The following is a 16298-nucleotide window of genomic DNA, read 5'->3' on the forward strand; positions in this document are numbered from 1 at the left end:
TATAACAACAAATAGAAAGAAAGTAGTTTATCTGAATTGAGTTTGTTACTCTAGGCCAACTCTGGATGTGACACGGATGTACTACTTACTGATTTCCAATAACCAGTTTTCACCCTACCGCATCAACTCATCAAACGTAATACTCACATAATACAATCCCCCAATGCGGGCCAGCCCATAACCCTGGGCATAGTATTTATTCAAAATATTCGTCCCACCCAACTTAACAACCGATTTATAAGTCGGGACTTTATACGATACCTGCGCATCTAAACTTGTCCAGGAGGGTAACCAGGTATCGCCAGCGGTAGTACCCTGCTCGAACCAGGTCTTATCCGTCCATCGATAGGTGATGGTAGCGCCAAGCCGATCCGTCAGTTGCGGGTTGTTTAGACCGATGTTGTAGCGATTTTCGGGAGAGTTAAAGAAGTTACGTCCTTTTTGCACAACTTCAGGATTGCTCATTTTGCGGTTAACGATTGGCGCTCCCGCATTATCGTTGACTACATTTCCCTGTGCATCCCGAAGTGTTACAGTACCAACCTGGCGGGCGTAATTACCAGTAAGCGTAAAACCCTGACCTAAACTATACTCCGCTCCTACTCCCCAGCCATTTACAAATGCCTCATTTGTGTTGTTAAAATTGATCTGTACTACGCGATAAGAATTTGTGGCAAAGTCAGTAAGCTGGCCATTTGTTGGTTGATAAAAACTTTGGGCTGTTATAAAATCCGTGTATTTGCTATGGAAGTACATTGCATCAACGTATAATCTACTTTTAATCAAGGCTTTGTAGCCTACTTCCCATGTCTGTATTTTCTCCGTCTTAAAGTTGGTCGGCCTGTAGGCACGACTTCGGAGTTGATCTTCGGTGATCCGCCCAGCGGTAAAATCAGTTACGTCGCTATCTACATAGGCTGAATTTGAGACTAGGCCAGCCGACGCTGCTACCGACTCTAGACCACCCACTTCGCCCGCTTTGCCAGCAGCCGGAACCGCAAACAATTGCCCTGGTGAAGGATTACGAAACGCCGACTGCCACGATCCCCGAAAGTTATGTTGACCAATGGTAACAACGGCTGATGCGCGAGGGGTAAACCCACCGTTGAGATACTGATTCTTGTCGTATCGAATGGCTATAGTTGGCTTCACCATGACGGTACTACTTATACGCGCTTCTTTTGATACCTGCACATAGGCTCCATACTCATTGATAGTATATTCAGAACCATCAGCCTTCAGTGCGACAGCCGTACCGCCCGTATTTAAGCCATAATGGCGAACGCTTCCTCCAATAATTACCTCCGCCACCTCTACCAGTTTGGAGAAATTATACATGCCCTCGTAGTGCCAGAGAGCCGAATTGTCACGGAAGCGCATACCTCTGGCACCTCTGTAGCCTGGAACCGAGTCTGTATTGTAGGTAGTAGCAAATGCATCACGTACCGCATTGAATCGATCAGTACCGGGCAGATAACGACCCCGATCGGCGGTAGCGCGGGAATCGCCAACAATGAATTTGTTGTCAATATAAACCTGACCAAATTCAGCAGCCCACTGTCCAAGTGATTTCCAGCTATTGTTGATAGCAGCAGCCATCTGTCCAATGTTCCAGGCTTCGGCTTTTTGCTGGGTGGTATAAGCCCGCAGGAAGAAATTTTCACCACGCAGCTCTGCCTTAATCTGATGCCGTTGGTAGTCAGGGAAGTACTCCCGAAAGCTGGCCGTGCGAATGAAGTTGCCATTGCCATAATACCAACCCAAGGATGCCTCGATGTTTCCAGGCAGTTTATAATGGAGTGCTACGTTGGCCCGGTTATTAAACACCTTGCCATTATTCCCCAATAATTCTAGCTCCGTATAACCCGTTCGGGTCACTAGCTTATTCTGTAACAATACGTTGGCATAGTCTTTTGGAAAGGTATAGGCACTGCCATTACCACTGATTTCATCCCCGTATATATTTACTCCATCGTATTGAAAATTGGTATTGGCATTATTATTCGGTAAGTAGCCAATACCCGTGGCTATTCCACCCCGGCTCGGGTCAGTAGCAAAAAAGTTAGCCCGTGAATGAGTCTGACGATCACTATAATCGTCGGCAATGAAATCGGTACCGCTGGTTCGCTGGAAATTCACTTTAAAGGCGAAATGGTCATTCACCTGTTTGGCATAACGGACCGCTACATCGCTGTAGCCCTTAGGCCCGAAATCTGCTTTACCGAAATTATTGGCACCAACTTTTAACTGAACACTCAGTCCTTGGTACGTGAAGGGATTCTTGCTTGAGGTAAGCATCAACCCTTGTAAGGCATCTGGTCCGTAGAGGGCCGATGATGCGCCGGGAATCAGTTCGATATTGTCAACATCCAGATCCGAAATACCAGCTATGTTTCCGAAACCAAATCCCAAACCTGGGGAACGGTTGTCCATTCCATCCGTCAGTTGCAGAAATCGGTTGTTATTGTTGGATCCGAAACCCCGAAGATTAATCGATTTAAATGTCAGGCTTTGGGTTAATAAATCAACGCCTTTAACATGCTGCAGGGCATCGAACGGAGTAATAGCTGGTGATTGTTGAAACTGCTTGACACCGAGCTTCTCTACGGTTACAGCGGCTTTCTGAATATCTTCTGGCACACGGCTGGCCGATATAACAATCTCTTCGCTCAGGATTACTTCTTCGGCTAATTTGACAATGATGTTCCGAAAATTATTCCCCCTAACCAATACATCTTTCCGTTGGTAACCTATAAATGATACGCTGATCGTTAACGGCAGATCACCACTGGCCTGTACTGCAAATTGACCGTTTTCCCGCGTTGTGGTACCGATGTTCGTTCCCCGGATAATAATCGTTACCCCCGCTAAAGGATGTTCGTTGTCATCAGTAACGATACCGGCAAGGTTAATTTGAGCCCGAACCGTTCCCATTGACAAAGCTATAAAAGCCAGTAAAAGAAAGAGTTGTCTCATAGTTGGCAAGAGTAGTAAGCAATTCCAAACGGAAGGTAAACAAAAAAAGTAGAAAATAGAAAAGCTGTTTACGTTATTCACAATAACGTAAACAGCTTCTACTAAGTCGAAAAACTTATAATCTGGCCTGGGTGCTGGTAGATCAGACGCGTTGATCGATCGATCAGTGTTAAATAACAAACCTCATGACTACCTAACAAGGGGCAGGTAGTCATGAGATTAGAGCGTATGGGCCATTCCCTTCCGTTAGAACGTGTAGCGTAATGTAGTCCCGTAGGTTCTGGGGTCGCCTACAATACCGGCATAATGGCCTGCACTTCCTGGAGCCGCCAATAATTGCTCGAAATAGTTTGTATTAAACAGGTTTCTACTCCAGATAAAAATCGAAATTCCAGTGGAAGCCCTAAAGCCAAGTCGGCTGTTTACCAGAGAGTAACCATCAATATTCAAATATTGAGACGGCGATGGACTCGACGAAAATGACGAGCGGTAGAAGGCATCTACACCGAAAAAGTAATTTCCTTTTAGACCGATGAGCAGTCCACTAGCAGTTACCTCGCCACCTACAGAACCTGACCATTTTGAGATGCCGGGCAACACACCTCCCGAAATATCTTTGAAGGCTTGTTCGCCACCTGTTTCTTCAAGTGGAACGGGCGCATTCGTGAAGGACACATACTTACCATCTGTATAGGCAACGGCCGCGTTCAGGGTTAATCGATTAGCTACCCGTACATTTCCGTCTACCTCAACACCCATTACCCGTACTTTTTCGGCATTGGCCAGATAACCTCTGTTCACGCCCGGCTCGGGTGTTTGAACTTGAGTCTGAAAGTCTTTGATTTCAGTGTTATAAACTACCAGATTCAGGATAGAGTTAGGCGACGGTTTTGTCTTCAGGCCAAATTCCAGGTGGTTTACATGCTCTGGCTTTACTCTGGCCAGGTCAAGTAGTGTCTGCCCATTGGCCGTTGGTAACCCACCAATATTGATCCCAACGGGTTTGTAACTTATCGCATAGGTTCCAAAGGCATTGATCGCTTTCCCAACTCTATATTGCAGGGTAACCTGCCCCGAGAAATTACCCTCAGATACATCTGTATCGAAGGCCTGATTCGTATAAACTCCATTTTTTAAAGCTAATAAAGCGGGATCGGTCGTTTGCAAACCGCCGTAAGTTTCCCGTTTATAGTTGGCAACTTTCTTGTCATAATTATACCGGACACCAGGTAAAACGTGAATTTTATCGGTCAAGGCCCAGTCTAGCTGACCAAAGGCAGCCAACCCTGTACTCTGGATTCTATTGGTTGTACGGATACCGAAGTTATCGAACAGACCAGGGGTTTTCCAAAGAGCACTGGTGGAGCTTTGCGCAAAACGCCATTGGGCTGAACCGGCTTCTTCTGTCTGTACGGGATCCGATTTCAAATCCTGCCAAAGACCAAATAAACCAACAACGCCACTTAACTGGGGCGAAATTTTACCTGCATATCGTATTTCCTGCGACCACTGGTCATGAACTGAGTTGCCCGACGAAATTGTAAAGACAGGCAAACCGATATAATCCCGGTCATTCAGCGGGGTCCACTGCCAGTGACGCCAGGCCGTTGTAGAGGTTAGCGTACCATTACCGATCTTAATATCCGCATTCACCGATACTCCACCCAGGTTATTATCGGCTTTTGAGGGTGTATCAAGGTCAACGATCCGCTCAAACGCGCTTGAGTAAGGGAGTTTGTAATTTAAATCGGCGATGATAGCATTGAATTGACGATAGGCCGCTCGTTTAGTAGGCACGACACCCGCAACTGGCCAGCCATAGCCATTGGGTTTTTGTGTGGAAACATCCCCTATTATAGTGATTTTGACATTATCGCTTGGGGTGTACAGGAGTTGTGCCCGCACACCAATATTGTTAATGTCGTTAATTGGCAGTTGGGTATGCACGTTGTAAAAAGTTCCGTTCCGTTGCGTACCCGTGAACGATACCCGCGCGGCAAGCTTTTTACTCAGTGGTCCCGTAAGAGATCCTTTAGCCTGTATGTATCCGTAATTGCCATAACTCAACTCAAAACTTCCGCTTGGCGTAAAACCAGCAGCGCGCGTCGTAATATTGAAGGCCCCGGCTGTTGTGTTTTTCCCAAAAAGTGTTCCCTGAGGTCCACGCAGCACTTCCACCTGTTCTATGTCAATGAAATCGAGTGCTGTAGCTGCCGGACGAGCGTAATAAACGCCATCTACATAAAATCCAACCCCTGGGTCAATACCATCGTTTGTTAACCCATAGGTAGAGCCCAAGCCGCGAATATTAAGCGTTGTGTTTCGGGCATTGGAGGCATATAACTGAACGGTAGGTACTAGTTCTTTTAATCGGTTCACGTTAAAAGCGCCCGCGTCCTCGGCACGGTTACCGCTTACAACGGAGATCGGAATAGGAACATCCTGCGCTGATTCCTGTCGACGTCGGGAGGTGATTACAACATCCGATAGCTGATTCGAACTTTCTTCAAGTTTAATATCTACGTTATTATCACTGATTACAACTTCTTTGGTCAGATAACCTACGAACGATACGACAACAACGAAGGGAAGTTTCTGACCTGTGAGCAATTTAAATTCCCCATTCTGATCGGTTGGACCGCCATTGGTTGTTCCTTTGATGACTACCGTGGCACCGATCAAGTTTTCGTTGGTACGGGCGTCAACAACTCGTCCAGTTACGGTTGAATTTATAATTGGAGCATTCTGAGCGGATAAAAATAAGGGCAGGAGAGTCAATCCTAGTAAAAAAGCTGCCTTTAAACTGTGTTTCATTCCTAATTATGTTTGGTGGTAATTGTGATTGGCGACGCCTGGTTTTTGATTATTTATACAATTCTCCCTATTCTCCCGGTTGTAGATAGACTATTAGTACTTATAGTCTATTGAATTAATAGGTTATGCAAAACAGCAGTATCTACCTGTCACTTCCAAATAAAAGCCAGTTAATTCCCCTAAGTCGATTGATTTTCTTGATTACAATACAAGAAATCTTAAAATAAGTCAACTAAAAAAAGTTTACCAACTATACAAAAGGGCATGGTCTTACTTTTGTCCGGCTATGTAATTGATATACTTGTCGTGAAAAGATCAACCGGAAGCTACTCATAGCAAGCGAATCCATGATTAGCAACTAGTCCAGTTCACCTAAATCGTTACTGAAAATAACCGATTAGCTCACCGTAGCTCAAAATGTGACCTTCCATTGCATTGAGGAGTGTATGCTTATCTGGCACAATCGAAAACGACAGCATTTGGTTGAGCGCGTAGATTCGGAATACATAGGCATGCCTACCAACGGGTGGGCAGGCGGCAATGAATGTTAGATTGCCCATCGAGTTTTTACCGATTTTACCGCCTAACATCTGCATCTGCTCACTGCTTACGGCCTCAGGTATACTCCGTACGGAGGCAGGTAGGTTGTAGATGACCCAGTGGGATAAATTGAAAACCGAAAAAGCGGGCGATGGCACATCATAATCGGTTGTTAAAATTACGTATGATTTGACAGCAGGCTCGCTTGTTTCCCACATCAGTGCGGGCGATACCTCTTTCCCCCTACAGCTACAATCCACAGGCAAATCGCCGTTCGGTGGAAAGGAGAGGCTTGACAGTGTAATATTTTTTTTGATCGTCGCCAGGCTTTGTTCTTCACTTTCCCGTGCATTCTTTGCGCGAATATGCATAGCGATCAGCACGACCACAACTAACAGTAGTAAGCCTGTAGGAATTCGCCAGAATTTGCCCATAAAAAAGCTGGTTAAACGCATTCTCGCATCTAACCAGCTGACTCTTACTAAAGTTTAAAATAGCCTTATTACCTGACTGACAACCAATTGGCAAGTAGCCAATTAAGCTGCCCGACTGCTTTGCGGCCGACGCAGAATGGTAGAGCGCAAGGGTTGCGAAGCTTCTTCAATTACCTGCTCCGATACCATGCCTAAATGATTCGCACGTTTCAGTACATAATCGAACGGTAAATTGAAATAGTTGGCCACTTCGCTCCGGAAACTATCCGGAAAGCGGGTTAAGCGCAGGCCGAAAAACTTGCGCACTTCGGCCTCAGGGAGCATGGCTGCCAGCGCCACACGTTCGGCTTCAGCCAGCAACTCCTTCCGAACTGGAAACATGTGCTCAAGGCCTACAGAGGCTGCCAGAATATTTAAGAAGAGGTTTTTATACATAGCCGATAACTCAGCCGGCAGAATAACCCACCCCTGCTCACGGAACTTGGCCGAAAAACCTGTCAGGCCCTGCTCACCCCGAATTTCACCGGCGATGAATTCATCGGGAAAACGTAGTCGATCATCGGTCTTCTGCAACCGAAAAACGACCGCTTCAACGGGGCTTTTATGAAACAATAGATTGGCAGGCATGGCACGCGTATTTTCCCATTGATCGGTCATACGCATGAACAGGCTCTCGTTAACGGGCAGGTTATCGGGATTGCCGAGACTGATGAGTATTTGGCGAAAAGCGGCCAGAAAGTCGATCTGGAGCTGGTTTGGATTCGAGCGTCCTTTTTTCATTCGGATTGAGTAGCCAGATACTGATTTTTATTCCAAAATCCGGCCCATTAGTATGGTTGTCTGTTATAAAATCGGGGAGGTAAATATACACAATAACCCGCTGATTACAAAGACGTAACACAAACATAATTAGAACCCCACCGCTAGCTTTAATCCGGGATACACATTCTTGAAAAATCCGTTCATATTCCCTTTTTGACAGGATTTTATCTAATCCATAATCCTATCTTATCCTGTAAATCCTGTCAAAACTTATCTAAACCAGAGTCGAATCAACAACCCCGTGCTCCCGGGCATCAAACCGTTTTCGAGCTTCCACAATTTGATTACTGTGATTACTGGCCCAATCACCTAGCTCGATGATCTGTACTAACAGACTTCGGCCTAAATCCGTCAATTGATACTCAACCCGAGGGGGAATTTCAGCGTAAATCCGGCGCGTCACCAGGCCATCGCGCTCCAGTGTACGAAGCGTTACAGTGAGCATCCGCTGTGAAACACCATCGATCCGTTTTTTCAATTCATTGAATCGCAACGTGCCTGCATCGCCAAGATGAAAAATAGATAAGGTCGACCATTTATCGCTGAATCGGGCCAGAATATGGCGAATTGGGCATGTGCCCCCTTCTGATTCTACGTTTCCTAAAATTTTCTGCAATTTTTCTTCCAACCGATCTCTCTGATTATCAACAATAGTTATGTCCATGTGCCTGACGAATTAAAAAATGCCCTCTTGTGGGCACTCTGATTACCAAATACCTTTGAGTTACCAAAAGTAACCAAGGAACTAAAAAAAACAATAGACTCATGATTGCAATAACCGGAGCCTCTGGCCATCTAGGCAAAGCCACACTCGAATTCCTGCTTACTAAAACAAGTCCAGAATCAATCGTTGCTATCGTACGCGACCCGCAGAAAATTGCCGAGTTTGCGGATAAAGGAGTGACCGTTCGGCAGGGCGACTATACGGACAAGGCGTCGTTCGTAACAAGCTTGGCCGGGGTAGATACGCTACTTCTGATTTCCAGTGCTGTATTAGGTGATGAGCGGGTTAACCAGCACAGCAATGTCATTAATGCAGCCAAGGAAGTTGGGGTGAAGCATATTTTCTATACCAGTGCGCCGAATCCATCCCCAACTGCGCTCTTCGCTCCGGCTATCGACCACTTTCGTACCGAAAATCTAATTTTAGAATCCGGGTTGACGTACACGTTTTTCCGTAACAACCTCTATCTGGATATATTACCAATGGTTATTGGCGATGCAGCCCAATCGGGGAAACTCTATTATCCAGCCGGTGATGGGAAGGTCAATTTTGTTCTACGGACAGACATTGCCGAAGGGCTAGCCAACGCGCTAACCAGCGAAGGGCACGCCAATAAAGTATACGACATTGGTACACCTTCAGCCTCGTCGTTCAGTGATATTGCAGCTAGCTTGAGTAGTGCCGACAAGACAGTAGATTACATTGACATACCGGGCAGCGCTTACGAAGCGGAATTAGTGAAGCACTTACCGCCCGTAGTAGCCAAGATTTATGCAGGCATGGCTGAAGGCATCAAACAGAATGAATTCAACGTGCCTTCGTCAACGCTGAAAGACTTACTGGGCAGAGAACCCATTAGCCTGGATACGTATTTGAAGAGCTTATCGTAAAGCATACGTGTTGCGATAACATTCAGCTAGATCAAGTTCCAGTGGTGTCGGTTACTACTAACCGACACCACGCCAAATACACGCTCTATTTATTTCGTCATTTACCCTACTATCAATATAAATAAGGCTCGTCCGCCAATCCATACGCTAATTCCTATCAAGAAAGACTATTTTTGCCATACGATTATACCGTTCGCCACTATACCGTATGCCGCGACCTATTCGTCTTCTTCATCAACTACGCATTAATTTCTGTTTAGTACTTCTAAGCCCATTCTGGCTGGCTGCGGCTTATGCACAGCCAAAGACAGCAGCCTCTTCTAGTAGATTCGACTTACTTGAAACGACAATCAGCGACATTCATCGGGCGTTCCGAAATGGCTCGCTGACGAGCGAACAGCTGGTCAAGGCTTACCTGGCACGCATTCAAGCCTACGATCAGCCGACCAAACTCAATTCAATAATTCTCGTCAATCCGGAAGCCATTGCTACGGCGCGTGCGCTGGATGCTGAGTTTAAGAAAACGGGCAAACTCCGCTCACTACATGGCATTCCGGTTATTGTAAAAGATAATTTCAACACAAAGGGGTTGCAGACAACAGGTGGCTCAATTGCGCTGAAAGGGTTTATACCTACCGAAGATGCCTGGCAGGTTCAGAAACTGCGTGAGGCTGGCGCTATCGTACTAGCCAAATCAAATATGGCCGAGTGGGCGTTTACGCCCATGCACTCGCAAAGCTCAATGGCGGGCGAAACCCTGAATCCCTACAATTTAGCCTACGTGCCCGCCGGTTCGAGTGGCGGAACGGCGGCAGCCGTAGCGGCTAATCTGGGGGCTATCGGTTTGGGGTCTGATACGGGAAATTCAATCCGGGGGCCATCGTCGCACAATGCACTCGTGGGCTTCCGAACATCATTGGGGCTGGTGAGTCGGTACGGTATTATTCCGCTTTATACCCGAAACGACGTGGGTGGGCCTATGTGCCGCACGGTCGAAGATGCCGTACGGGTGCTGGAAGCCACAGCAGGTTACGATCCACATGATCCGATCACGAAAAACAGCCAGGGGAAAGTACCCAAAAACTATACCCAGTTTTTACGGAAAGATGGGTTGAAGGGCGCTCGCATTGGCGTAATACGCCAATTGACCGCTACCAACATTCATCCAGAAATCAAACAGCTTTTCGATCAGGCAATCGCCGATATGACGCGGTCGGGCGCGCAGGTTGTTGATGTGACCATCCCAAATTTCGACTCGTTACGGGCCAATCAGTGGTGCGCCGACTTTAGAGTCGATATAGAAAATTACCTGCAGACCTTTGTTAAACGCGATACCCTGAAAACGCTGGAAGATATTATCCGCATTGGTGGTTATTCCGACATTGTTCGTAACCGACTTATTACGCAGCAAACCCATTCGGGCCGTGCCAACCATCCCGAAATCCCTTGTGGTGACGCCTTCACCGACCCCCTTCGTATTGCTTATCGCAAAGCTGTTGAAGCCGAAATGGATCGGCTGCATGTTGATGCACTCATTTACCCAAGCTGGAATTACCCACCCGCCCAGGTGGGCGATGCGAAGGGATACAAAGGAGATAACAGTCAGTTGATTGCTCCGTCAACAGGACAGCCCGCCTTTACAATTCCGATGGGTTTCACCACGGGTAATTTACCGGCTGGTATTCAGTTTTTGGGGCGTATGTTCGCCGAGCCAACCTTAATTCGTCTCATCTACGGTTATGAACAGGCAACGCATCATCGTGCAGCGCCAAAGCAATTTGTGGCTCTTGGCCAATAAATTATGGTTATCTGGCCAAGCCTGAGTTTGGCCCGGATAAACTACATTCCCTTATTACATCAAATTTATCATCAATGAACCGATCCTCGCTGCCGTCAATCTTCCTGTTATTAAGTTTACTCACCTTTCTGGATGGGTATGTCCTTCAAGCTCAAACCTTTACCAAAGCCGAAATAGCCCGTTGGCAACAGAAAGCCAAACAGGTGACTATCACGCGTGATACCTGGGGCGTTCCGCATATCTACGGAAAAACAGATGCAGACGTGGTGTTTGGCTTGCTGTTTACGCAATGCGAAGACGACTTCGGCCGGGTTGAAGAAAATTATATTACCTCTACCGGCCGACTAGCCGAAGTAGAAGGCGAATCGGCGATCTACCATGACCTACGGGCGCGGTTGTTTCTGGACACGACCCAGGCCATTGCCATTTATAAAAAGAGCCCGATTTGGATGAAAAGCCTGCTGGACGCTTTTGCCGATGGCACAAACTATTACCTCTATACGCACCCCGACGTGAAGCCCCGACTCCTGAAGCGTTTCCAGCCCTGGATGCCGCTCATGTTCAGCGAAGGTAGCATTGGCGGAAATATCAGCGTAGTATCCACCGAACGGCTGAAAGCATTCTACGAGCAGCGTAAATCAACCTCTTATATCGACCACGGAGATCATTACGAACGGGAGTCTATTGGTTCCAATGGTTTTGCCATTGCTCCGTCCAAAAGTGCCACCAAAAACGCGCTACTGCTCATTAACCCACATACCTCGTTTTACTTTCGGTCGGAGGTACACATGATTAGCCAGGCAGGTTTGAACACCTACGGGGCCGTGACCTGGGGGCAGTTTTTCATCTATCAGGGGTTCAACGAAAACTGCGGCTGGATGCATACCACCAGCTATGCCGATTCGATGGATGAGTATCTGGAAACCATCGAGGAGAAAGGAAACGCCCTGTATTACAAGCATGGAAAAGACCTTAAGCCGGTTCGTACCCAGACTGTACGAATTCCATACAAAACGGCCAGTGGGATGCAGCACAAAGACTTCACGATGTATTTCACCCAGCACGGCCCTATTGCGGGAGAGAAAGATGGCAAATGGATCGCCATCGATATGATGAATACGCCCCTGAATGCGCTCTCGCAATCGTATCTGCGGACTAAGGCTACCGGCTACGACAGTTTCAAAGAGGTAATGAAGTTGAACGGTAACGCATCTAACAACACCATCTTTGCCGATAAGAACGGGACAATTGCCTATTGGCACGGCAACTTTATGCCCAAACGCGACCCCAAATTTGACTGGGAACAACCCGTAGATGGCAGCAACCCCGAAACGGACTGGAAAGGTCTACACGCAGTCGATGAGATTGTGCAGATACGCAACCCCGCCAGTGGCTGGATTCAGAACTGCAACTCCACGCCGTTTACGGTTTCGGGCAGCAGTAGTCCCGACAAAAGTAAGTACCCAGCCTACATGGCACCCGACGCCCAAAACTACCGGGGTATCAATGCCGCTCGGGTCTTAAGTCAAAAGTCCATTTTCACGCTCGATACTCTGATCGCTGCCGCCGATGACCCACATTTGACCGCGTTCGATGAACTGTTACCTCCGTTATTGGCCGCTTATCAAACCGTTTCGGCCGAGGCAGCAAACCAATCAAAAGATCTGGCCGAAGCCATTGGCGTACTAAAAGCCTGGGATAAATCGTATGGTAAAACATCGATTGGGCAGACTCTGGCCATTTTCTGGGGTGAGAAAATACAGAAGCTAGCCCGGAGCCGTGCGGCTGGCGATCAGCGATTCGACAACCTGTCGCTTACCGCCTACATCATCAGCGATACCTCGCCCCAGGAGAAGGTAAAAGCCCTGGCCGAAGTCCTGACTGACCTCACCCGCGACTTTGGCACCTGGAAAACACCCTGGGGCGACATTAACCGCTATCAACGCTTAACCGGCAAGATTCAGGAAAGCTATGACGACTTAAAACCAAGCATTCCCGTTGGCTTTACCTCTTCGGCCTGGGGGTCGCTGGCGGCTTTTGCGGCACGAACGTATCCCGGCACCAAAAAACGCTATGGTAGCGTTGGGAACAGTTTTGTAGCCGTTGTGGAGTTCGGTAAGCGTGTAAAAGCCCGCTCGGTCGTGACCGGTGGCCAAAGCAGCCAACCCGGTGCCCAGCACTTCACCGACCAGGCCCCGCTCTACTGCGACGGCAAGTTTAAAGACGTGTTATTCTACCCTGAAGACATTCAAAAGCACGTTGAGAAGACGTACCATCCGGGGGAGAAGTGAGATAGTAAATTAATAACAATTTCTATAACCAATAACTTCCTAAACCAAACCTTAAACCCTAACAATGAACTTAAAAACTACCCTACTTTTCATAGCAGCCATCTCTGCTTTGTCCAGCTGCGCTAAAAAAGAATCCGCACCACCTATCATTGGCACCTGGGAGTTAGTTTCAGCGACGACGATAGAAAAAGACACCAGCTTTTCTACGTTTGATCCGACCCATAAAATGATAAAAATCATTAACCCCACGCATTTCGCATTCCTGAATCATGCTGTCTCAAAAAACGACTCGTCGGCGACTCGGTTTAGTGCGGGTGGCGGGAAATATACATTAGCAGATAGTGCTTACACGGAGAATCTGGAGTATTTCACGGACAAAGCCTGGGAAAACAATAAATTCGAGTTCGTGGTGAAAATTTCCGGTGATACGCTGATCCAGAAAGGCGTTGAAAAAGTCGATAAACTGGGAATTGATCGGGTGATTATCGAAAAATACAAACGGGTGAAGGAATAGCTAGTCTGGCAAATTTCAACCGATATGACAACAACGCAAAAAGCGCGATAAGGCCACCCTATCGCGCTTTTTATCGAATAACTACTCTCCTATTCCACCGTTACCGACTTCGCCAGATTTCTCGGCTGGTCAACGTTACGCCCACGCATGACAGCAATATCGTAGGCCAGTAGTTGAAGCGGTACAACCGATACCAGCGGCATCAGCATCTCATGAACTTTCGGAATTTCAATTGTAAAATCGACCATGCCAGGCAGGCTCGTATCGCCTTCTGTTGTGATGGCAATAACGCGGCCTTTGCGAGCTTTCACTTCCTGAATGTTCGAGACAACTTTCTCGTACGAACTATCTTTGGTGGCAATCACAACTACCGGCATGTCTTCGTCGATGAGCGCAATTGGCCCGTGCTTCATTTCGGCGGCTGGATAACCCTCTGCATGGATATAGCTTATTTCTTTCAGCTTGAGGGCTCCTTCGAGCGCTACAGGGAAGTTTAAACCCCGGCCGAGGTAGATGAAATTACGGGCGTAGGTAAAGATGTACGCGATCTCCTTAATCTTATCGGCCGCCTGTAATACCTTTTCCACTTTCGCCGGGATACTTTCCAATTCAGCAAGCAATTGCCGGAACAGAGAATCTGAAATTGTGCCTTTCCGTTTGGCAGCCGCAAGGGCCATCAAGGTGAGCACCGTTACCTGTGCGGTGAATGCTTTCGTACTGGCTACGCCAATTTCCGGACCGGCATGCGTAAAGGCCCCGGCATGCGTTGCCCGGGCAATGGACGAACCTACCACGTTACAAACCCCGAAAATAGTTGCTCCTTTCGATTTGGCCAACTCAATAGCTGCCAGGGTATCGGCCGTTTCACCCGATTGCGAAATGGCAATTACAATATCTCCTTCTTTGATAATCGGATTCCGATACCGAAACTCCGATGCATATTCCACTTCGACCGGAATCCGGGCCAGTTCTTCAAAAATGTATTCGGCTACTAAACCCGCGTGCCAGGAGGTTCCGCATCCAATAATCACGATCCGTTTCGACTTCGCCAGTTTGTCGAGGTAATCGCGCAAGCCCCCGAGTTGCAGTGTTCCTTCATCGGCCCTGACGCGGCCCCGCATGGAGTCGGCAATGGAGCGAGGCTGCTCAAAAATTTCCTTGAGCATAAAATGGTCGAAGCCACCTTTTTCAATCGCTTCCAATTCGAGTTCAACCTTGTGGACGTAGGGCGTTGTGGTGGCATTATCGAGCGTAACCACTTTTAAGACGCCATCTTTGATCACTGCAACTTCATAATCATTGAGATAAATCACGTCTTTGGTATACTCTACAATCGGTGTCGCATCGGATGCCAGAAAGAATTCATTTTCGCCAACACCAATCACCAGCGGAGATCCTTTCCGAGCGGCAATCAGTTGAGTGGGATCAGCTTCATTCATGATCACAATTGCGTAGGCCCCTACAACCTCCTGCAAGGCCAGTCGTACCGCTTCTTCGAGCGTACCGGCGTGCGACGCCCCGGCATTATTCTCCCAAATGTCTTCGATAAATTGACCTAATACTTCCGTATCTGTTTCACTAGAGAACGTATGGCCCTTTTTGAGTAACGCCTGCTTAATGGCTGCGTAGTTCTCAATAATGCCATTATGAATAATGGCTAGTTTTTTATGGAACGAGTAGTGCGGGTGTGCATTCACATCGTTAGGCTCGCCGTGAGTAGCCCAACGGGTATGACCCATACCTATGGTCGAGTGGGTGTCTTTGCCCTCCAGTTCGTGTTCCAGCGCAACTACTTTGCCTTTCTTCTTATAAACCTTCAGCCCCTGGCTATTCATCAGCGCTACACCCGCGCTATCGTAGCCTCGGTATTCCAGACGCTTTAACCCTTTTATCACTAATGGACACGCTTCTCGGTGCCCTACATAGGCTACAATACCACACATAATCTAGTACCGGTTATAGTTATCAGTTATCCGTTGGGTGGGATGAAGAAAGATAAACTTATTTCGGGAGTAAAATAAATGCAAAAAGCCGGGCATTCCGGCTTTTTGCGAACGAAGTTGATGTAAATCTTTCTTAAAAATCTGATGCCTTAATAGTTATAAAAGCGCAATACACTCAATTGAAACCAGAATTCCTGCCGGAAAAGGCATGACTTGAGGAGTACTGCGTGCAGGAGCATTAGTTGGAAAAAATTCAGCGTACACTTTATTGAGAATACCGAAATCATTACCCGTTACCATAAAGACAGTTGTTTTTACAACCTTACTCAGACTGCTTCCAGCATCTTCCAGGATTTGCTTGATGTTCAAAAAAGCCTGTCTGGTTTGGTCTTCAAACCTATCGCTAACAACCTGACCAGACTCAAGACTTAGACCCGGTGTACCTGAAAGAAAAATAAAGTTACCGGCAATGACGGCCTGCGGAAACACCGGGTTCATGCGCGGTGCGTTCGTCGTATTAAAACTTATTTGTTCTTCCATAAGAACCCAAGC

General features: G+C 47.3%; 11 protein-coding genes. 4 read left to right on the forward strand and 7 right to left on the reverse strand.

The genetic code is table 11. The features are described from left to right. Positions 1-114 precede the first annotated feature (114 nt). The 5 genes from ACYVGO_RS21155 to ACYVGO_RS21175 form a co-directional block, all read right to left on the reverse strand. Positions 115-2976 carry a TonB-dependent receptor gene (locus ACYVGO_RS21155; RefSeq protein ID WP_460970968.1) on the reverse strand — a complete coding sequence of 954 codons (2862 nt, stop codon included), beginning with the start codon at positions 2974-2976 and terminating at the stop codon, positions 115-117. Positions 2977-3222: 246 nt separating this feature from the next. Beyond that, on the reverse strand, positions 3223-5790 hold the full coding sequence (locus tag ACYVGO_RS21160) for a TonB-dependent receptor (protein ID WP_460970969.1): 2568 nt from the start codon (positions 5788-5790) through the stop codon (positions 3223-3225). Positions 5791-6170: 380 nt separating this feature from the next. Beyond that, entirely contained in the window at positions 6171-6764 is a 594-nt protein-coding gene (locus ACYVGO_RS21165) for a YbhB/YbcL family Raf kinase inhibitor-like protein (RefSeq protein WP_460970970.1), read from the reverse strand. A 102-nt stretch (positions 6765-6866) separates the two neighbouring features. After that, entirely contained in the window at positions 6867-7544 is a 678-nt protein-coding gene (locus tag ACYVGO_RS21170) for a hypothetical protein (RefSeq protein ID WP_460970971.1), read from the reverse strand. Between the two features lie 256 nt (positions 7545-7800). Further along, positions 7801-8250 carry a winged helix-turn-helix transcriptional regulator gene (locus ACYVGO_RS21175; protein WP_460970972.1) on the reverse strand — a complete coding sequence of 150 codons (450 nt, stop codon included), beginning with the start codon at positions 8248-8250 and terminating at the stop codon, positions 7801-7803. A 101-nt stretch (positions 8251-8351) separates the two neighbouring features. Here ACYVGO_RS21175 and ACYVGO_RS21180 point away from each other — a divergent pair, with 101 nt between their 5' ends. The 4 genes from ACYVGO_RS21180 (at position 8352) to ACYVGO_RS21195 (ending at position 13803) form a co-directional block, all read left to right on the forward strand. Beyond that, a complete protein-coding gene (locus ACYVGO_RS21180; RefSeq protein WP_460970973.1) occupies positions 8352-9200 on the forward strand; it encodes an SDR family oxidoreductase in 849 nt (282 codons plus the stop codon). A 208-nt stretch (positions 9201-9408) separates the two neighbouring features. Further along, the gene (locus ACYVGO_RS21185) at positions 9409-10998 is read left to right on the forward strand and encodes an amidase (RefSeq protein WP_460970974.1); all 1590 of its coding nucleotides are present in this window, start codon (positions 9409-9411) and stop codon (positions 10996-10998) included. 74 nt (positions 10999-11072) lie between these two features. Next, positions 11073-13289, forward strand: a complete 2217-nt coding sequence (locus ACYVGO_RS21190; RefSeq protein WP_460970975.1) for a penicillin acylase family protein — start codon at positions 11073-11075, stop codon at positions 13287-13289. 64 nt (positions 13290-13353) lie between these two features. Next, entirely contained in the window at positions 13354-13803 is a 450-nt protein-coding gene (locus ACYVGO_RS21195) for a hypothetical protein (protein ID WP_142775457.1), read from the forward strand. Between the two features lie 89 nt (positions 13804-13892). On the opposite strand, the gene glmS is transcribed toward ACYVGO_RS21195, so the two are convergent. Both glmS and ACYVGO_RS21205 read right to left on the reverse strand, forming a co-directional pair. Next, positions 13893-15746, reverse strand: a complete 1854-nt coding sequence (gene glmS, locus ACYVGO_RS21200) for a glutamine--fructose-6-phosphate transaminase (isomerizing) (protein ID WP_142775458.1) — start codon at positions 15744-15746, stop codon at positions 13893-13895. A 156-nt stretch (positions 15747-15902) separates the two neighbouring features. After that, complete coding sequence (locus tag ACYVGO_RS21205) at positions 15903-16286, reverse strand: RidA family protein (RefSeq protein ID WP_142775459.1); 384 nt, start codon at positions 16284-16286, stop codon at positions 15903-15905. Positions 16287-16298 lie beyond the last annotated feature (12 nt).

Source organism: Spirosoma migulaei, from assembly GCF_054776855.1.

Excerpts from the sequence above, each read along its gene's own strand:
- ACYVGO_RS21205 (WP_142775459.1), bottom strand. The coding sequence starts at position 16,286 with ATGGAAGAACAAATAAGTTTTAATACGACGAACGCACCGCGCATGAAC.
- ACYVGO_RS21185 (WP_460970974.1), top strand. The coding sequence starts at position 9,409 with ATGCCGCGACCTATTCGTCTTCTTCATCAACTACGCATTAATTTCTGT.
- ACYVGO_RS21160 (WP_460970969.1), bottom strand. The coding sequence starts at position 5,790 with ATGAAACACAGTTTAAAGGCAGCTTTTTTACTAGGATTGACTCTCCTG.
- ACYVGO_RS21175 (WP_460970972.1), bottom strand. The coding sequence starts at position 8,250 with ATGGACATAACTATTGTTGATAATCAGAGAGATCGGTTGGAAGAAAAA.
- glmS (WP_142775458.1), bottom strand. The coding sequence starts at position 15,746 with ATGTGTGGTATTGTAGCCTATGTAGGGCACCGAGAAGCGTGTCCATTA.
- ACYVGO_RS21190 (WP_460970975.1), top strand. The coding sequence starts at position 11,073 with ATGAACCGATCCTCGCTGCCGTCAATCTTCCTGTTATTAAGTTTACTC.
- ACYVGO_RS21155 (WP_460970968.1), bottom strand. The coding sequence starts at position 2,976 with ATGAGACAACTCTTTCTTTTACTGGCTTTTATAGCTTTGTCAATGGGA.
- ACYVGO_RS21195 (WP_142775457.1), top strand. The coding sequence starts at position 13,354 with ATGAACTTAAAAACTACCCTACTTTTCATAGCAGCCATCTCTGCTTTG.
- ACYVGO_RS21180 (WP_460970973.1), top strand. The coding sequence starts at position 8,352 with ATGATTGCAATAACCGGAGCCTCTGGCCATCTAGGCAAAGCCACACTC.
- ACYVGO_RS21170 (WP_460970971.1), bottom strand. The coding sequence starts at position 7,544 with ATGAAAAAAGGACGCTCGAATCCAAACCAGCTCCAGATCGACTTTCTG.
- ACYVGO_RS21165 (WP_460970970.1), bottom strand. The coding sequence starts at position 6,764 with ATGGGCAAATTCTGGCGAATTCCTACAGGCTTACTACTGTTAGTTGTG.